The 19,312-nt window shown below is 40.1% G+C and carries 20 protein-coding genes; 18 read left to right on the plus strand and 2 right to left on the minus strand.

Annotation, left to right across the window (positions count from 1 at the left end; translation table 11 throughout):
• The first annotated feature begins 3 nt into the window (after positions 1-3).
• From NRF22_RS08340 to NRF22_RS08365, 6 genes are all read left to right on the plus strand, one after another.
• The gene (locus tag NRF22_RS08340) at positions 4-1,245 is read left to right on the plus strand and encodes an extracellular solute-binding protein (RefSeq protein WP_263780062.1); all 1,242 of its coding nucleotides are present in this window, start codon (positions 4-6) and stop codon (positions 1,243-1,245) included.
• Positions 1,246-1,317: 72 nt separating this feature from the next.
• On the plus strand, positions 1,318-2,211 hold the full coding sequence (locus NRF22_RS08345) for a carbohydrate ABC transporter permease (RefSeq protein ID WP_263780063.1): 894 nt from the start codon (positions 1,318-1,320) through the stop codon (positions 2,209-2,211).
• 2 nt (positions 2,212-2,213) lie between these two features.
• Positions 2,214-3,047, plus strand: a complete 834-nt coding sequence (locus tag NRF22_RS08350) for a carbohydrate ABC transporter permease (RefSeq protein ID WP_263780064.1) — start codon at positions 2,214-2,216, stop codon at positions 3,045-3,047.
• A 15-nt stretch (positions 3,048-3,062) separates the two neighbouring features.
• Entirely contained in the window at positions 3,063-4,034 is a 972-nt protein-coding gene (locus NRF22_RS08355) for a LacI family DNA-binding transcriptional regulator (protein WP_263780065.1), read from the plus strand.
• Between the two features lie 43 nt (positions 4,035-4,077).
• The gene (locus NRF22_RS08360; protein WP_263780066.1) at positions 4,078-4,827 is read left to right on the plus strand and encodes an alpha/beta hydrolase; all 750 of its coding nucleotides are present in this window, start codon (positions 4,078-4,080) and stop codon (positions 4,825-4,827) included.
• Between the two features lie 603 nt (positions 4,828-5,430).
• A complete protein-coding gene (locus NRF22_RS08365; RefSeq protein ID WP_263780067.1) occupies positions 5,431-5,661 on the plus strand; it encodes a hypothetical protein in 231 nt (76 codons plus the stop codon).
• Between the two features lie 32 nt (positions 5,662-5,693).
• Here NRF22_RS08365 and NRF22_RS08370 read toward each other — a convergent pair whose 3' ends face one another.
• Together NRF22_RS08370 and NRF22_RS08375 are read right to left on the minus strand one after the other, a co-directional pair.
• Complete coding sequence (locus NRF22_RS08370) at positions 5,694-6,677, minus strand: asparaginase (RefSeq protein WP_263780068.1); 984 nt, start codon at positions 6,675-6,677, stop codon at positions 5,694-5,696.
• 5 nt (positions 6,678-6,682) lie between these two features.
• Positions 6,683-8,089, minus strand: a complete 1,407-nt coding sequence (locus NRF22_RS08375) for an ABC transporter substrate-binding protein/permease (protein WP_263780069.1) — start codon at positions 8,087-8,089, stop codon at positions 6,683-6,685.
• Between the two features lie 206 nt (positions 8,090-8,295).
• Between NRF22_RS08375 and NRF22_RS08380 the strand changes: the two genes are divergently transcribed.
• From NRF22_RS08380 to NRF22_RS08435, 12 genes are all read left to right on the plus strand, one after another.
• Positions 8,296-8,949 (plus strand): ATP-binding cassette domain-containing protein, encoded by a 654-nt coding sequence (locus NRF22_RS08380; RefSeq protein ID WP_263780070.1) that lies wholly within the window; start codon positions 8,296-8,298, stop codon positions 8,947-8,949.
• Positions 8,942-9,721 (plus strand): ABC transporter permease, encoded by a 780-nt coding sequence (locus NRF22_RS08385; RefSeq protein ID WP_263780071.1) that lies wholly within the window; start codon positions 8,942-8,944, stop codon positions 9,719-9,721. The genes NRF22_RS08380 and NRF22_RS08385 overlap by 8 nt, the downstream gene beginning before the upstream one ends.
• A 140-nt stretch (positions 9,722-9,861) precedes the next feature.
• Positions 9,862-10,788 carry an ABC transporter ATP-binding protein gene (locus NRF22_RS08390; RefSeq protein WP_263780072.1) on the plus strand — a complete coding sequence of 309 codons (927 nt, stop codon included), beginning with the start codon at positions 9,862-9,864 and terminating at the stop codon, positions 10,786-10,788.
• Positions 10,789-10,841: 53 nt separating this feature from the next.
• Positions 10,842-11,600, plus strand: a complete 759-nt coding sequence (locus NRF22_RS08395; RefSeq protein WP_241778163.1) for an ABC transporter permease subunit — start codon at positions 10,842-10,844, stop codon at positions 11,598-11,600.
• Positions 11,601-11,617: 17 nt separating this feature from the next.
• Positions 11,618-11,989 (plus strand): GntR family transcriptional regulator, encoded by a 372-nt coding sequence (locus NRF22_RS08400; protein WP_263780073.1) that lies wholly within the window; start codon positions 11,618-11,620, stop codon positions 11,987-11,989.
• Positions 11,976-12,869 carry an ATP-binding cassette domain-containing protein gene (locus NRF22_RS08405; RefSeq protein WP_263780074.1) on the plus strand — a complete coding sequence of 298 codons (894 nt, stop codon included), beginning with the start codon at positions 11,976-11,978 and terminating at the stop codon, positions 12,867-12,869. Before NRF22_RS08400 ends, NRF22_RS08405 begins: the two co-directional genes overlap by 14 nt.
• A 3-nt stretch (positions 12,870-12,872) precedes the next feature.
• Complete coding sequence (locus tag NRF22_RS08410) at positions 12,873-14,315, plus strand: hypothetical protein (protein WP_263780075.1); 1,443 nt, start codon at positions 12,873-12,875, stop codon at positions 14,313-14,315.
• A gap of 31 nt (positions 14,316-14,346) precedes the next feature.
• Entirely contained in the window at positions 14,347-14,967 is a 621-nt protein-coding gene (locus NRF22_RS08415) for a phosphatase PAP2 family protein (RefSeq protein ID WP_162141370.1), read from the plus strand.
• Positions 14,968-14,986: 19 nt separating this feature from the next.
• Positions 14,987-16,012 carry a tryptophan--tRNA ligase gene (trpS, locus tag NRF22_RS08420; protein WP_263780076.1) on the plus strand — a complete coding sequence of 342 codons (1,026 nt, stop codon included), beginning with the start codon at positions 14,987-14,989 and terminating at the stop codon, positions 16,010-16,012.
• Complete coding sequence (locus tag NRF22_RS08425) at positions 16,009-17,097, plus strand: hydroxymethylglutaryl-CoA reductase, degradative (protein WP_007745143.1); 1,089 nt, start codon at positions 16,009-16,011, stop codon at positions 17,095-17,097. The genes trpS and NRF22_RS08425 overlap by 4 nt, the downstream gene beginning before the upstream one ends.
• Positions 17,094-18,611: a phosphoenolpyruvate carboxylase gene (gene ppcA, locus NRF22_RS08430; RefSeq protein ID WP_263780077.1), complete on the plus strand. Its 1,518-nt coding sequence runs from the start codon at positions 17,094-17,096 to the stop codon at positions 18,609-18,611. The genes NRF22_RS08425 and ppcA overlap by 4 nt, the downstream gene beginning before the upstream one ends.
• On the plus strand, positions 18,611-19,312 hold the full coding sequence (locus NRF22_RS08435) for an NAD-dependent protein deacylase (RefSeq protein ID WP_028291857.1): 702 nt from the start codon (positions 18,611-18,613) through the stop codon (positions 19,310-19,312). Before ppcA ends, NRF22_RS08435 begins: the two co-directional genes overlap by 1 nt.

The raw sequence follows: 19,312 nt of genomic DNA on the forward strand, positions 1-19,312 counted from the left end.
GAAATGATTTTTAAAAAAACAATAGTAATGTTGGGGGCATCGGTTATTGCTGGATCTAGTTTATTTGTCTTGCCAGTTGCCAATCACACCGCTTCTGCCAAATCGGAAACGATCAATTTTTGGTACGGAGGTGATGGCGATAAGGACATAAAACCAATTATCGAGGCTTTTACGAAAAAAACCGGTATCAAGGTCACGATTCAAAGTATTCCATGGAGCCAATATAATGACAAGCTGTTAACGGCAGCGGCATCGAAATCCGGTCCTGATGTTTTGGTTGTTGGGACGACTGAAATGCCGAATATGGTTAGCTCAAAAACAGTTATGAATATTTCCAAATATGTGAAGAAAGATAACAAAATTAGTCCTAGCAACTTTTTTGAAGGATCTGATAATACGACTAAATATAGCGGCAAATATTATGCCCTGCCTTGGTATGTTGAAACCAGGGTTCTCTATTATCGAAAAGATTTATTAAAAGAAGTTGGCTATGATCAGGCACCGAAAACATGGTCGCAACTGTATAAGGCCGCACTAAAATTGTCAAAACGTGGTTCTGGTATGTACGGGTTCAACGTTGACGCTTCCGAACCTACTTTTGGATTTATGTTTGCCCGCCAAAATGGTGCTGCCTTGATTAAAAATGGAAAAGCTCAATTTGATAAAAAGCCGATGGTTAATGCAATCAGTTATTTGCACAAGTTTATTAGGAATGGTGCCGCTCCAAAACAGGATCTTAAGTTAACAATTGGTCAATCATTCGGTGGAAATGGTAAGGTACCGATGTTTATCTCCGGCCCTTGGATGATGAATTCGATTAAAACTGATAGTGGCCTAAAAAACAATCAGTGGGGAGTTGCTCAGTTGCCTGCAGGGAAAGATGGTAATACATCCAATACTGGTGGCGGAGACATCGCAGTGTTCAACTATACAAAGAAAAAGGCTGCTTCGATTAAGTTGATGAAGTTCTTGTCCACTAAAAGTAGTCAACTTGCTTATTACAAGAATAGCGATTCAATGCCTACTTTGAAGTCTGCTTGGACTGATAAATCTCTCAGTGACTCAAAAATTCAAGTATTTCGTAATCAACTAAACAATTCTGAACCAATGCCTTTGATTAAGCAATGGGATGAAATCGGCACGAACTATTTGCAGGCTTGGCAAGAAATCGCTCTAAAGAATTCGAGTGTTCAAAAAACCATGACCAGCTTCACGGAACAAACGAATAAATTAATTAACAAATAATTATGTTCTTTATAGGAATATTAAATAATTACTTTTTAATTAATATTCCTATAATTAAAGGAGATATCTTAAATGCGTAAATCGCTAAAGTCAAAGCTTACCCCATATACATTTGTTGGCCCGGCTATTGTTTTACTTTTGTTTTTCTCATTAATTCCTATTTTGATAGCTCTTTTTATCAGCTTCACAAATCTAAATATTACAGGTTTAGGGGATTGGTCTTCAATTAAATTTATTGGATTATCCAATTTTATCAACCTATTCAGTGATATGACCTTTCTTCAATCTGTTTCCAACACAATTTATTATGTTGTGATTGGTGTGCCATTGGTGGTGGTTTTATCTCTTGGCGCAGCGTTGATGATTAATTATGGCCAAAATAAATTTTTCAAATTAATGAGATTAATTTTTTATACGCCATCCATAACCAACACGGTTGCAGTGGCAGTTGTTTGGACCTATATGTATAATCCAAACAACGGGCTAATCAACGAACTGCTCAGTAAGATTGGTATCCCTGGTCTACAGTGGTTAAATGATCCGGTGACAGCTAAAATTTCTTTGGTCATTTTGGCTCTTTGGAAAGGAATTGGTTTAAATATGCTGATCTTTTTGGCCGCTCTGCAGGGAATTCCGAAGTCCCTGTATGAGGCAGCCGAGTTAGATGGAGCGAACAGATGGGAACAAACAAAACACATTACTTTGCCCTCACTCAGTTTTTCAATTTTCTTTGTTCTTGTCACGACGTTGATTGGTTGGTTCCAGTTCTTTGACGAACCATTTGTTATGACACAAGGTGGCCCTTTGAATAGCACGAACTCCGTTGCTCTATTCGTTTATCAAAATGGTTTCCAGAATTCTAATTTTGGTTACGCCGCAGCGGCTTCATTCGTCATGTTTGTTGCGATTATTGCTGCAACTTCGATTCAATTTAGGATTCAAAAGAAACAACAAGGAGTGTCTTAACCATGAGCAATAGCCGTAATTTTATTGATAAAAGGAATAAAACAATTATTAGCGCTATCTTGCTTGTTTGGGGTTTGGTCACGGTACTGCCCTTTCTGTGGATGTTTCTGTCGTCCTTTAAAACGAATGCTGAAATATCACAGATGACCCAAAGCTTTTTGCCGAAAAGATGGACTTTTCAGAACTATGAAAACCTATTTATTAGTGGCAATTTTGGTGTTTATCTCAAAAATACCTTAATTATCACGGCCTCATCTTTTTTTGGATTAATGTTGAATGCCATTGCAGGATATGGTTTTGCTAAGTTTAATTTTTTTGGAAAACGAATCTTGTTTTTGGCTGTTATGGCTACGATGATGATTCCGGGACAGGTCACAATGATTCCGGTTTACTTGATTCTCAACCAAGTCAAACTAACAAATACACTTCTTGGCATTTTGTTACCGGGATTGGTGGGTGCTTTTTCGATCTTCCTATTTCGCCAATTTATGTTCAATATCCCAAATTCAGTGATCGAGTCTGCGCGAATTGAAGGTGCTGGCGAATGGTATATCTTTTGGCATTTGGTTGTGCCAATGTCACGACCGGTAATTGCGGTTCAAGGCATCTTAACTTTTATTGGTGGATGGAATTCCTTTCTCTGGCCATTGATCATTGCCAATAATCAAAAATACTATACCTTATCAGTTGGCTTACAATTGTTGCAGGGACAGCATACATCTGACTATGGCATTCAAATGGCCGGGTCTTCGTTTATGGTGATACCGATAATTATCATATTTCTTATTTTTCAGAAGTACATTCTTCAAGGTTTCAGTGTTCAGTCTGAAAAATAAAGTTAAGAGGGTTGAATGTCTGGTATTAAAGATATTGCAAAAAGAGCAAACGTTTCTATCTCGACGGTTTCCTATGCACTTAACGGCAGCGATAAAGTTTCAAAAAAAACAAGAGATCGAATTATAGAAATCGCTAACGAATTAAATTACACGCCAAACCTGGCTGGAAAGACTTTAAAGAGGCAAAAAACCGATATCATTGGTGTTTATGTTCATGATTTTAGTGGTTATTTTTATAGTCACGTTATTGATGGTATTTCTAGTACGTTAAAAAAATTTGGTTTTGAAACGATTGTCTGCCCGGGCGGTAGTCAGGCACGCTTGTTCATTCCTCAGCGGCTTGTTGACGGCGCCATTATAATTGATCCTAATTTTCCAGATGCAGATATCGTTAAATATGCCGAACAAGGCTATAAAATTGTATTGATGTGGGGAGGCCTCTCAGTTCCTTCGATTAGTCATGTAGTGGTGGACAACGCACAGGGGGCTGGACAAGCTATTGATGCTTTACACAATTCAGGCGTTGAAAACTATTTGATTGTTACCGGACCTAGCAATTCGTATGATTCTCAGCAACGTCTGCAGGCTTCTTTAGCTGAAATTCAAAAATTTTCGAATAATCCAGTAACGGTTTTAAGCAGTAATTTTACGATTGATGGCGGGATTGAAACGGCAAAATATATTGCTAAGCAGGATTTAAAAAAACTTGGTGTTTTTTGTTTAAATGATGAAATGGCTATCGGACTGTATGAAGGACTTGCTAAATTCGGGATTCGACCGGGTCGTGATTTACGAATTATCGGTTTTGATAACGATCAGATTGGTCAATTTTTAAATCCTCAACTTTCAACAGTTGATTATTCAAAGAGGCAGTGGGGTGAAAGCGCTGCTGAGACAATCGTGTCGATGATACAAGATGGAAAGGTTGAAAATAAAATCATTAAAACAAGATTAGTTAAAAAAGCTTCAATTATTAGTCAAAATTAAGTTGGATTGGTTCTATCTGATATGTGAAAGGGAAGGATTACTTTTGGCAATTTTTAAGATATCTTTTTTTAGCGATTCACTCGGTATGAAAAGCACTGTTAATATTATTTTGCCTGACCACATCCAATCAACTTTATCAACATTGCTTTTGCTGCATGGTATGGGTGATGATGAGAATTCTTGGATGGACAACACGTCTTTATCGCGTTATTTATTAAACAGACAGTTAGCCGTAATTATGCCGCGAGTTGATTTGAGTTATTATGCCAACCTACGATCTGGTGAGAAATATTTTGATTATGTTTCTGATGAATTATTGCAAAAAGCCTCGGAATGGTTTCCTTTAAAAAAAGATGTTGAGCACCGTTTCGTTGCCGGACTCTCAATGGGCGGATATGGTGCTTTAAAGTTAGTGCTAAACGAACCGAAGAAATTCAGTCGTGGATATGCATTGTCAGCAGTCACTGATTTGCTTGATCGATGGAATCAAGAGCCCAAACGTGATGATTGGTACGCAAATTTATTTGGCAGCAAAACAGATTTAAAAGGATCTACGAGTGACTTGATTTCAATTGTCAAACAATGGCCCGTTGATAAAAAAAAGCCCCATATTTGGCAATCCTGCGGAACGGCTGACGCTTTCTTTCAGCAAAATGCAACTTTCCATCAGCTGCTAACCGAAAAGAAATTTCAAAGTGATTTTATTCCTGTTGACCAGGAAACACACCGATGGGAATTTTGGGACAAGCAAATTGTGCGGGTTATTGGCGACCTGGACCAATTTTTATCATAATCGATTTAATATTTGTTAGATCACGATTTAAATTTCCAGAATCAAGAAAGTATTTTCTTAGCTGAAAAGATTTCTTGATTTTTTTGTATTCGAGAAGTTATCTGCGCTTCTTTGACCGTAACACTGCCAATATAAATTGTGCATATTTTGCGTATCTAAGTTTTAACACTAAGAGACGCCAACCAAAAATGTTGACATAATATTTGTTTTACTAGAAGGAGAGTATAAATGCTGATCCCAATTGTAATCATTCAATTGGAAAATCAATCAAGGATCTTCGAAAAAAGCGTCTGTCTGTTGAGAGCGCCCCTCTAAACAGTTTATAGCGAAAATGGATAAAATATTACTTTTATTATAAACCTGATTGTTGACATTTTTTTGTATTTCGATGTAAACAGGAGTAAAAGGAAAATACTTTTTTGGGTGATCTCTATTCAACGATAAAATCTAAGAAATAATTTCAGAAACAGATGCAACAAATTCCTCGTGTAAGACTTATGCAATAGCTATTGGCACTTCCTTAACAGGGTTTGGTCTCTGTTTTGGATTAGATCATTTCTAATTAGATGAGTCCTATTTGAAGTGTAAGGTTTTTACACCATCGTGCGGCAAAGTGCCACAGCTTACGTTCGCAAATCTTCATTTAAAAAATCAACAATTGTTTTAGCTAGTGAACCAACTAGCGCACTTGATTTTTCAAACACACAGATTGTTATGCGTAGTCTTTGCTGTTTAACAGATATGGATAAAATTGTGATTGTGGCCACGCATGATAGCTTTGTGGCTGGACAAGCTGATCAGGTAATTGATGTTAGTCAATATAGCCCTCGTTAACTATAAATGAGCACGAAAAGTGCTCATTTTTTCTATAGCTGATCTAAATCGTGGGCAATGGGCGTTTGCATGATCTTTTTGATCTGAGATAAGTCTTGAGTTCGTGCCATGACCCACATGAGTTTGGCGACGATGGCTTCTGTATTCATGTCACCAGCCGTGATGCCACCAGCTTGTTCAACTCTTTGACCAACCTCATAAAGGTCGATATCTTGCCCTTCATTCATAATTTGAGTGGTAATAATTACCGGTAAGCCGGCTTGAGAAAGTTTTTCAACGCCTGCGACTAAATTCCGCCCCACGCTGGGTAAGCCGCCGTTTCCTAAGCTTTCAATAACAAGACCGGCTTTTTCTTGCTCGATAAAATCGAAAAATTTAACCGATAAGCCTGGAAATGCTCTGATGACATAGATGTTCGTATTGAGACCGGTCCTACTTGTGATAGGACCAGGATTAAAACTAGGCCGATAAAGAATTTTGAATTGCTGATTTTCGATCTGGGCAATCAAAGGGAAGTTAATTGAATCGAAAGCGTCAAAAGACTTTGATTTTACTTTAACCGCACGGGTGCCAGCAATGACACGGCCATCGAAGACAGCATAAACGCCTGGGAAGTCAATCGTGCGTGCTGCGAGTAAGGCATCATTGATGTTTTTCTTGGCATCCGTGTGTTCAAAGGTTAGAGGAATTTGCGATCCGGTGATAATAACGGGCTTTTCAAAATCACTGAGTAAATATGATAAGCCGGCAGCTGTGTAAGCCATTGTATCAGTGCCGTGGGTGATTAAATATGCATCAAAGTCAGGATGTGACCTAATCGTCTGGGACATTTTAATCCAATCTTCGGGCTGCATATTGGTCGAGTCTTTATCCATAAGCGGTATGAAGTCAATTGGCCCTTCGGCTGAATCAAAAAAAGCTGACAACTGGTTGATTGTCATACCAGGAGCCAAGCCATTTTTATGTGCAGTAGAAACAATAGTCCCACCTGTAGCTAATACAAGAATTTTTTTCATAGGAATTATGCTTTAACTTTAGATTGTACCCAGTTAGATAGCCAAGTAAGCAGCGTAATCATAACTAGGTACATTAAGGCAACAATCGCCCAAATTTGAAAGCCTTGCTGCGTTCTGGCAACGATCAAGTTACCGGTCTGAGTCAGTTCGACAATGCCGATTGCCTGCAGAATTGAGGTATCCTTCAAAGTAATAATAAATTGGTTAACAAAACTCGGCACCATAATTCGAATACCTTGCGGCATTACAATATGATACATCGACTGCCAGTATGTTAAACCGTTAGAACGCGCGGCTTCCATTTGCCCCTTGTCGACTGCCTCAAAACCGCCTCGGACAAAAGCCCCGGTATAGGCGCCCTCATTTAATGTCAGTGTGATAATACCTGCAATAAATGCTGGGATCTTAATATCCAGCACATGCGGAAGACCGATGTAGATAAAGAAAGCCAGTACGAGTAACGGCAACCCGCGGAAAATATAAATCACAGTTTTTGAAAACGCACGTAAAATTTTTAGTTCTGCGACACCACAGACGCCGAGCAGGACTCCCCAAATTGAAGCCAGAATAATACCGACAACTGTTAACTGAATCGTTTTAATAATGCCACTGAGAAAACCGGGCCAATTAGATACTAGTAAGGACCAAATACCGGAAGACTTGGCATCACTAGCCGAGTTGCCGGAATAATGCTTTTGACTTTGGCCAAGATATTTCTTCACGATACGGTCATAGGTACCATCTTTTTGGATCGCGACTAGGCCCTTATTGAAAGCACGCAATAAAGCACGATTTTTACCTTTTTTAACAGCAAATCCATACCAGCCGGCATTGGCTACTTTGCTGCTGGGAATTCTTAATTCAAGCCCATTTTTGATCGCATACTGCATAACCGGCAAGTCTTCAAAAGTAGCTGCCGAATTACCGACAACCACATCGTTATACATCGTGTTGGAATCATTAAAATAACTAACTTTAAAACCGTATTTCTTTTGAATACTTTTGGCGTAATCAGCTGAAGCGGTACCTGTTTTCAATGCAACTGTTTGACCGCGTAGCTGAGACAAATTTTTAATTTTCGATTTGCTAGAAACAGCCCACACAACACCTGTCCGATAATAAGGGCGGCTGAAATCGTAGACTTTCTGTCTTTCTGGCGTGATGCTCATGCCGGCGATAATAGCGTCCATCTGTCCGGAAAGTACCATTTGTGCGCCGGAGTTAAAGGAAATGGGCTTCAAATTCATGGCAAATCCCTCGCGTTTTGCGATAGTACGGATGATTTCGACATCAATCCCGGTATACTGCCCGTTTTCTTTTTGAAATTCAAAAGGTGGGTAGGTGACATCCGTCGTAATATTATATGTCGTTTTCTTGGCGTCCGCAGCAGAGAATACAGAGGGAACGAACATCGTAAAAATAAGTAAAAAGCTGAATGATCTAGTCAAAAATTTAAACATCTTACACGTTACGGTAACATGAAAAAATGCTGAAATGATTGAAATGTCAGCTTTCTTAACAAAATATGAAAAAATGCGAATGATGCTCGCGAAATCGTGAAAAAAATACTTTTTAAGGGTACTTTTTGTCTGACTCGACGACTGGTAGAATGTTCCGGATGACAGAAATTAACTTAAAACAGGTATCACTTTCATTGGCCGGAAAACCAGTTTTAAATGCGATTGATTTATCGGTGGAAAAAGGGCAGTGGATCACACTTACCGGTCCGTCCGGGTCTGGAAAATCGACGATTTTAAAGCTGATTGCCAATCTGATTAATCCAGACTCTGGAATCATTTTTTTTCAAGAAAAAAATATTCAAGAACTCGATCCGATTAATTATCGTCGGCAAGTGAGCTATGCGGTTCAGTCGGCGCAGTTATTCGGCAAAACTGTCAAGGATAATCTAGACTTTCCTTACTTGATTAGAAAAAAGGCGATTGATGAAAAACATGAGAAATCTTTATTGACAGCTTTTGATTTACCCGAAGATTTTTTGTACAAATCTGTTTTAGATATCTCGGGCGGCCAGCGGCAGCGCGTCGCCTTGGCCAGAAATTTTGTTTTTCCACCACAGGTATTATTGCTGGATGAAGTGACAACCGGCTTGGACGAATTAACCAAAAAAATTGTCCGCCAAGTAATCGAAGATAACAATCACAGAGGACTGACCCTGATCGAAGTGACGCACGAAGCTGAAGATCTCAGCGAAGCAAAGAAAATTTATATCGTTGATAAAGGCAGGATTCAGCAGGAGACCGCTCATGAATAATTTGAATATTTCTAATACGACACTGGCTTTGGTGGCCAGTTTGGTGGTGGTTTCATTACTGATTTCCTATAAACAGAAATTAGGGATTGTCAAAGAAACAGCAATTGCGGTCTTGCGTGCCGTAGTTCAGTTGGTGGTCGTCGGCTTTGTTTTACAGTATATTTTCGATGCTAAAGAGTGGTTTTTAACTTTAGCTATGTATCTGGTTATTATTTTTAATGCCGCTTATAATGCTGGTAAAAGAGCTAGCGACCTGTCCCGATGGTCGGCTTTTTCGATTAGTTTTGTTTCCTTGATTGTGTCGGTTTCAATTACGATGACAATTTTGGTAACCAGCGGTGCTATTGAATTTAAGGCAATGCAGGTGGTACCGATTTCCGGCATGCTGGCTAATAATACGCTGGCTGCCTTGGGGCTGGTCTATCGCAATATGCACCAGCAATATAATGACCTGCACGAACAAGTGGTGGAACGTCTGGCATTAGGCGCATCGATTAGAGATGCAAGCTATGAAATTTATAGAAACGCATTACGGCTTGGCATGCAGCCGCAAATTGATACAGCTAAAACATTAGGTATCGTTAGTTTGCCTGGCATGATGTCCGGTTTGATCTTTGCTGGTGTTTCGCCAGTATCGGCAATTAAATATCAGATCATGGTGACATTCATGCTGCTTGGGTCCACAGGTATTAGTTGTTTGATGGCTACTTTCATGACTTATCGCAAATACTTTAATAACCGCGCCCAACTTGTGGGAGCACGTCATAATTAGTGACTAACTGATTAGCACTTAAAAACTACGTTTGATTGCGCAGTTTTTTATTGGCCTTGATGAGGGGATGTTTAAATTTATGACTTGATTTTGGCAACTGTACTATGTAACATAGTACATATCACATTTTGGGAGGCAAAATGCTCGAAAACACGGCAAAATTGTTAACGGTTAAGGATATAAACAAGTCGTTTGGTCAACGCCAGGTTCTTTTTCAGGTCTCTTTTGATATCAAGCCAGGCCGCATTGTTGGTTTAATCGGCCCTAATGGTGCTGGGAAAACAACGATCATGAAATCGATCGCCGGACTTACTTCCTATCAAGGAGAAATTGAGATAGACGGTCAAAAGGTTTCAAAGACACACACGACACCATTGAAAAAAGTGGGCTCTTTGATTGAAACGCCAGGAATTTATCCATATATGTCCGGTTATAATAATTTGAAATTATATGCAGGACACACTTCGGCTGAAGATTTGGGGAAGATCATGGAACAGACTATGATTACTGATTTTGCCAATCGTAAAGCAAAAAAATATTCATTGGGCATGAAACAGCGTTTGGGTGTTGCAATTGCGATGCTTGATCATCCCGAACTGGTTATTTTAGATGAGCCTATGAATGGGTTGGATCCTGAATCGGTTCATTCGATGAGGCAATTGCTGCGCGGTTTAGCAGATAATGGTGTGTCGGTGCTCATCAGTTCGCATATTTTAAGCGAATTGGAGCTTGTAGCTGACGATTTGGTCGTCGTTAATCATGGCCATATTCTTTTTAATGGCACAAAAGACGAATTTTTTGCTAGCCAGGCTGCTAAAAGCGGCCATGGTACTCGTATTTTAATCAAGACAGGTGATGACCAAAAAGCCGCGGGTATTTTAGAATCCTTAGGTTTTCAAACCGATCACGAAGGTAAACAGATGGGTGTTTATACGGATGACCAGCACGATTTGAATAAAATGCTTCAGCAATTAGTCATGAACAAAATTGAAATTAAGAGTGTCAGTGAAGAAAAACAGCATTTGGAAGATTCCTTTATTGACTTGATCAAAGGGGGAGACAAATAATGCAAGCAATTCGACAGGAGTTTTTTAAATCATTTCATAGACTTAATTATTTAGTGTTCAGCCTCATAACTTTGGTAATTCCTTTTGTGGGCGGTATTGCATATCTGATCAGAGATCACGCGCATGCAGAAGCAGATTTCGTCATGCATCATGGATACTATGACTCGTTTATTTTCATTTTTATGCTGGTCTCTTTCGGATCAATTTTGGCTGAAGAATTTCAGTTCGACACAATCAAAGTGATCGCATCACGTGGCAATTCCCGGCGTTTGATCTTTTCTGCAAAAGTAATAAAACTAATTTTTGATTATTGTTTCTGGTTTTTTATTGCAACTGCATCTTACTTATTGAGCTGGCTGGTTGAATTTGGCGGCACGCATTTTGGCCAAGCAATTAGTTTAGGAAACAAAGGTTATTATTTTGCAGCTAACGGCAAACCAAGTGAATTTACCTTTCTCTGGCAAAATTTTGTTACGAATCTGCTTTATATCTTTTTGATTGGTTCGATTACTTTGATGATTTCTAGTTTCTTAAAATCGAATGCGATCGCAATTGCTTCAGCTTTTATTATCTGGTTGGCAGGACAAATTATCAGTGCTCTATTAATGAATTTGTTTTATAAGCAGCTGCCTTTGATCAAATGGAACCCATTTAATGTCAATACCTATATTGCTGGTCAAGCCTTCAGCGACTCAAAAGCACTAACGCTGCTATCACACTTAAGCCAACCAGAAATTATTATTGCATCACTTGTTTGGACCGGTATTTTTCTTGCTATTGCTGGTATTGTTTTCAATAGACGTAATCTGTGATTTTTTGAGGTGGCTATATGGCAATAAGCGGTAAAAAGCCAATATACCTGCAGTTAGTCGATCGAATTAAAAATGAGGTTGCGACAGATATTTTATCAGCCAATGATCAGCTTCCTTCAGTTCGTGAAATGGCCTTGCAGGAGAGAATCAATCCAAATACGGTCGCAAAGGCGTATAAGGAATTAGAGCGGCAGGAAGTGATTAAGACACTAACTGGCAAAGGCACTTTTGTTACGGGCAACACGCAAAATGTCAAGAATCTGAATCAGAACCAACTATTTTCAGAATTGTCTTCTTCTGTTGACCAATTATTAAAAAATGGCGTAACGCGTAAGCAGATAGAACAATTTGTTGATGATTTGTTTGGAGGAAAAAATGCTAAAAATTGAAAATTTGACAAAAAAGCTGGAAAACAAGTTGGTCATTGACCATGTCACTTTCTCAATGCAGACCGGTCAGATTGTCGGATTGGTTGGCCGAAATGGAGTTGGTAAAACAACTCTTTTTCGCTTATTATCAGGAGAATATCTGTCAGATTCAGGCGGAGTTTCTAGCGATGATGCAGAAAATGCACGAACACAAATCTTCTATCTTGATGCCCCTGATAATTTCACCAACGCTTATTCTGCTGCGCAACTGGCCAGAATCTTTAAAGTAAGTTATCCCAAATTAGATGTTGAATGGTTTGAAAGCCTGGTTAGGACGAATAACCTGCCTTTGCATAAAAAGATGTCGAGTTTATCAAAGGGACAGCGTGGCCTTATTTTGGTGATTGCTGCCATCACAAGCAAAGCAAGGTATATTTTTTTAGATGAACCCCTGGACGGGCTGGATTTAATTGTACGTGATCAAGTCACGCAAATGCTGATTTCGGCCGTTTCAGATAATCAGACAGGCATTATGCTGGCTTCGCATAATTTAAGAGAACTTGATACGATTGCTGATCGGATTATCTTGATTAAAGAGGGTCGAATCGAAAAGGATTATTTGCCCGGTGAAGAATTAGAGACGGCAAATGTTGCCAAAATGCAGATGGTCATTGAAGGCGCTCTGCCTAAAGTTGTCATTGAATGCGGTCATATTCTGGAAAAACGCGGCCACTTATATGTTGTGCTGTTTAAAGATTACGACAGTAAAATGGCAGCGCGCATCAAGCGAAGCAAAGCCAAATATATTGAAGAGTTACCAGTTAACTCAGATGATATTTTCCGAGCGACCTTTGATGAGGATTATCGCCTGCGTCAGGCAATGCCTAAAGGGAGGCAGTGATTTATGAGAGAAACAGTCAAACTTTACTATGAATTGCGCAAAATTTGGATTTGGACACTTTTAGCAATTATCACCATCATTGCGATTAGCAGCATGGTGTTTAATATTGGCAGTTGGTATCAAGCTAAACACACTTTTGATAGTCATTTTGATGCGCATCACTATTATGAAATCAGGGATTATGCGCAGACGCTGCTGAGCAAAAATAAGAGAAAACAAGCCGCTAAGGTGACTAATATTCTCTCAGATACTCAAGGCTTTCATTTTGTCACTAATTCCAAAGTTAGATATGTATCGAAAAACGCGGAACTAGCATTTTATATTTTGACAATCTCACCTGATAGTGCGTATAGAAATGTTAGTTATAAAGAAGTGGTCAGATCGCTGCCTGAGACATTTTCAGAATATAGGCATCGGGTTCTTCGTTACTATGTGTCAGCAAATGGTTCAAATGGCAAAGATGTTGTGCAGTATTCTGATGATAGCCCAGATTTTGTTGTTTCTGGTCTGCCTACTAGTAAACAAATTTATTTGCCGGATACCCCTAGGTTTTCTAAAGATTCCGGGCCTTTCAATAAAGAAGGTTTTTATACACATACTTTCATATTCAAACAGCCTATGGGAGCGGGGCCGGTTGTATTGTCAATTTTGATCGGTGCCATCTTCTTTTTGCTGGATCAGATTCACTGGATTAATCCCTATATGCTTCAGCGAAGCAAAGACGGCCGGTACCTGGCCTTGGCTAAATCACTTTGCTGGTTTGTTATTCCGGGCCTGCTATCCTGTTTCTATGCCTTGGTTGAGTTTGTGTTAAAAGGCTTTTTGGTCCCTTCAGCGTTCGCTAATAGCGATTACGGAGCGATGTTCAGCGGGCTATTGGTTGTGTTGACCCTAGGGCTTTCTCTGGCAGGTTTTGGCCTGCTGATTGATTCTTTTATTGGCACAATTTTCGGAAAAATTTATACAGCGATTGTCAGCATGTTTGCCCTTGCACTATTCATTTCCACGGCCCATATGCTGGGTTCAGGATTAAGCCGCCAGTGGCATTTAAATATGAAACCATTTCTTAATTTTGTGGACGATGCATTCAGTGCCAATGGCAACGGATTTTCCTGGGTAGAATTATTAATTGCGCTCTTAATGTTGGCTTTGGCCTTTTTCTGGTATAAAAAATATTCATATGATACAGACAGCAGTTATGTGCGTATGCCGAAATTAAAGAAGCCCTTCTTCTGTTTTGTTGTGCTGCTGGCTGTGTGGGACTTTATTTTGCCCTTACCGCTTGCTGCCTGGACACCTAGCAACGCTTATTTCCAGAGCGGCCAGATATCTTCTATTGTTTGGTGGCTTGCCTGGGGTATTGGCATCACACTTTTCACTGCTTGGCTGATTTTTAAAAAACCATTCAAATTTCGTTTTTTAAGCAAAAAAAATGGCAAACAATAATTTAAAGTTTAAAAATAATAGATGGCTTAATTTGTTCGGAACAGTTTCTTTGGCTGTTTTTTTCTTACTAGCCATTGCGGTTAAATTGCATAGTTCTGAATTGTCGCGTCTGGATCGTGCTATTTCTCTTTTTTTCTATGAGAGGCGTTCTCGGAACCTTATATTTGCATTCCAATTCATTTCCGATATCGGCCGTCCAACAATCACAGCCGCAATTATTATTCTGCTGGCCTTGGTTTTTTATGGAAACCACCGGCGTATTTTGGCTTTTTGGTTAGTACTTTCGACCGTCTTAGGAAACTTATTTTGGCAGCTTTTGAAAATATATTTCATGCGGCCTAGGCCGTTAATGACAACCATGCATCATAGCTTTGCATTTCCTTCTGGACATGCTGCCAGCGTTGTTATCTTTGCATTCTTGATTATTAGTTTGCTGCCATTGTTGAATGTATCTAAAAAAATAAAAAAGGTTATGACAGTCATATTATTGTTATTCGTCTTGACTGTCTGTTTCTCACGTATCTATCTGGAAGCCCATTATTTATCAGACGTGGTATCAGGGGCGGCTTTGGCCTTTAGCTGGATTATTTTTATGCGGCATATTTACAATAAGTTTGCAGAAAAACTGTTATTGGCTAAAATGTTTCGATAAAAATTCTATAATTGAAAACATGACAAAAGAAATCTATCTAACCGGTGACCGTCCAACCGGTAAGCTTCACATCGGACACTATGTCGGTTCTTTAAAAAACCGTGTTGCCATGCAGAATTCTGGTGAATATGAGCCCTTCGTCATGATTGCCGATACACAAGCATTCACGGATAACGCACGTGATCCTGAAAAAATTCATCGCAGTTTGACAGAAGTGGCTTTGGACTATTTAGCTGTTGGTTTGGATCCAAAAAAAACAACAATGTTTGTACAGTCTCAAATTAAAGGCTTGTTTGAACTGACTGAGTATTATATGAATCTTGTTACAGTTGCGCGTTTGCAGCGCAATCCGACTGTGAAGGCTGAAATTGAACAAAAAGGTTTTGGCGAATCAATTCCGGCTGGCTTTTTTACGTATCCAGTCAGCCAAGCAGCTGATATTACGATTTTTAAGGCCAAAAAAGTGCCCGTTGGGGATGATCAGGAACCAATGCTGGAACAAACACGAGAACTTGTTCGAGCTTTTAACAGTGCCTATAACACTGATATTTTGGTAGAGCCTCAAGGTGTTTTCCCAGCAAAAGGATTGGGTCGGATTCCCGGTATTGACGGTAACGCTAAAATGTCAAAATCTCTTGGTAACGCCATCTATCTTTCCGATGATGCCGATACAGTAGCGGCTAAAGTTAAACAAATGTACACAGATCCACAGCATATCCAAGTAAGCGATCCTGGGCATATCGAAGGCAATGTGGTTTTTAATTATTTGGATATTTTTGACCCGGATAAAGCACAAGTAGCCAGCTTAAAAGAGCAGTATCAACAAGGCGGACTCGGAGATATGAAGTTAAAGCGCTATTTAACGGAAGTATTGGAATCGGAATTAAAACCGATCCGTGAACGCCGTGCCAGCTTTGAAGAGGATATTCCTGCTGTTTTACAGATGCTAAAAGATGGATCTGATCACGCAAACCAGATCGCCGAAAAGACAATGACTGAAGTCCGGGCAGCGATGGGTGTTAACTATTTTGATGGTTTAAAATGACTAAATTCTACGAAAAAAATTTTTCCCAGAGATTGAAGGAAGCTGTTCCAGATCCTAAATTGCAGGAATTATTTTTGCAGCATGCTGATTTAGCTCACGATAAAGTAATTGAGAATTATTTAACCGACTTACCAGTGCCAGTCGGTCTTTTGCGTCAGTTGGTTGTTGACGGACATACTTATCTTGTTCCAATGGCCACTGAAGAACCAAGCGTTGTTGCCGCTGCCAATAATGGCGCAAGATTTCTGACAAATATTGAAACAGTTTATCAAACACACCTGCGTTTTGGTCAAATATTGGTGATGGGTGATTTTGATACACTGGACGCAGTCTATCTAAAACATAAAGATGATTTGAAAAAGACAGCACAATTGGTATATCCGTCCATTGTGGCACGGGGTGGCGGGCTGAAGGAATTGCATTTTCGTCAAATGGATGCTAATTCGTTTTCTTTTGATGCACTGATTGATACGCAAGATGCTATGGGCGCAAATATCGTCAATACGATTGTGGAGGCCATAGCAGAACAATTGCGATCTTGGCAGGTGGATGTTTTGGCGGCGATTGTTTCCAATCTTCCCACTACCAGCATGACTGAAATGAAAGCAGTTGCCTCTGGGCTGGATCTGCCTAGTATGAAAAAAATCGCTGCACTGTCTCATTTTGCGACGATTGATTTTCATCGCGCAGCCACAGACAACAAGGGATTTCTTAACGGCGCCTCGGCAATAGTACTGGCTAGCGGTAATGACTGGCGTGCTTTTGAAGCTGGTGCGCACGCCTATGCGGCCATAGATGGTAACTATAAGTCTTTAGCTTCTTGGACCATTAATTCGCAAAATCAATTAATTGGCCGTGTCAAAATGCCGGTTCAATTAGGTATAGTAGGTGGAACAATCTCACAAAATAAAGTAGCCGTTGGGTTGCTGAAACTAACTCAGGTACATTCTGCAGATGAGCTGGCTAGAATCGTTTTGGCCGCCGGGCTTGCCCAAAGTCTTGCTGCTTTGAGGGCATTAGTCGGTGAAGGTATTCAAAAGGGACATATGAAAATGCAGCGACGCGCAAAAGGAGAAGATAAATGACAACAATTGGACGCAGAATTCCTAACATAATGGGTACGCAGCACCCGGATAACGCCGCAGTGCCATTTTTTAAACACAGCCAGAGCCCTTTCATTTCGGCTTACAACGAGGTTAAAGAGGCCTTTAATAATTTTTCTGTGCTGGATACAGATGAATATATGTGGGACTGGGAAGGCAAACACGCCGATGCTGCTGTAATTGATCGCCTTTACTCAGAAAACTATAGCTATTTTAAGAAAAATCAATTAGGGCGCGACAAATTTTTGACCTTCCGTCTGCCCAACATATGGGAAGAAAAAGGTTACAGCCTCATGCAGGCCATGGCCACGATACTGTCAGCCGAAGATTTCGCTAAAGATCTATCTTTTGATCAAAGACCCTTGTTTGAAGCTATTTTACCCATGGCGCAGTCGGCAGATCAGTTAATTGAAATCGAAGATAAATTTGCCAGTTTGGCGCATTTTAAATCCAAAGAATTTACAAGTGGATCTAATAATAATGATCTGCTCTACATGATTCCCTTATTTGAAGGCTTTGAAACACAATTAAATGCACCGAAAATATTAAAGACCTATTTGAGCATGTACGAAAAACATTTCGGGCAGTCTTTGCAGTATCTGCGCGTTTTCTTAGCTGGTTCTGACTCAGCCTTGAGTAACGGTTTTATGAATTCTATTATCGGCAACAAGCTGGCGTTAACGCGTTTGGCTGATTTTTCTGACGAAATTAATCTGCCTGTCTTTCCAATTGCAGGAACCGGGTCAACTATTTTCCGTGGCGGCCTGTCGCCACTTTGGATTAAAAGGTATTTGCAGGAATTTCCAGGCTTGAAAACGGCTACTGTCCAGTCGGCTTTTCGTTATGACTATCCGACTAACCAGGTTCAAGCGGCAATCAAAGAGCTGCGCGTTGGTCTGCAGGAAAGCAAGCCTTTGTCCATGAGCGGAGAAGAACAGCAGATTTTGATTGACGTGGCTAAAAAATCGGCCGTTTATTATCACGAAACGCTAGATCAGCTGATTGTTGATCTGCAACCTGTGTTTGATGCATTTCCTAAAAGACGCGATCGTCGTCAGCATGTCGGTATTCTGGGTTATTCCCGCCAGGTTGACGGCTACAAAATGCCGCGTGCGATTACTTTTACAGGCAGTCTTTATTCGGTTGGTGTGCCACCGGAATTCATTGGTTTTGGCCGGGCATTAATGAATTTGGATGCCAAAGAATTAGCGATTTTTGTGCGTCATTATCCTAATCTAAAGCATGATTTCGTCCATTTGGCTAAATATATCAGTCAAGATGCTTTGAACACTTTGATTCAAGGCAATCCTGCCTGGGCTGAAGTACGTCAGGATATTCAGGACATGCAGAAGATTTTGCAGTTTGAAATTGGGCCAAGTAATGAGAATGAAGAGGAGCATGCAAGGCTCGCTTCTGATTTGGTTAAAATATCAGATGCGACGACACGAACCCTGTTGATTGAAAAACAAGCTCTTCTCAGGAGATTCTTAGGTTGATCGTTACCAAAGAAATTCAAGAGTTGTTTGATCAAGCTCAGCATATTGTTTTTATGACCGGCGCAGGTGTCTCGACTGCTTCAGGTATTCCTGACTACCGTAGTAAAGGCGGCCTTTATACGACGAGTGAATTGGATCGGCCGGAGTATTTGCTAAGTCATACTTGTTTTGAGACCGAACCGGAGCGTCAATATCGTTTTATGAAGGAAAACATGTACTTTCCGCAAGCTAAGCCGAATATTATTCATGAAAAAATGGCTGCTTTTGCAAAATCGGGCAGGGCGCGCACTATCACGCAAAACGTTGATGGCCTGCATACGCGTTTGGATCCCACTGTGATTGAATTTCATGGCTCATTGTATCGCGTGTACGCCCCGATTGACCATAAAACTGTACCGGTAACCGACTATCTGACATCGATGTATCGTAAATCTGATCATGCCTTGCTGCGCCCTGATATTACTTTTTATGAAGAAATGCCGCAGCATGTCGAACAAGCAGTTGCCACGGTGGCGGCTGCCGATTTGCTTGTGGTTGTAGGGACGAGTTTTCAAGTCTATCCTTTTGCCGGCCTGATCAATTATGCCCAAAATTCTGCAGTTAAAATTTCTGTTAATATGGAGCATATCAACACGACTGCGCCCATTAAACAGATCATCGGCGATGCAACCGAATTCTTTTCAGAAATTCACTTGCGTTAA

The sequence above is a fragment of the Oenococcus kitaharae genome, assembly GCF_025758695.1.
GTDB lineage: Bacteria > Bacillota > Bacilli > Lactobacillales > Lactobacillaceae > Oenococcus > Oenococcus kitaharae_A.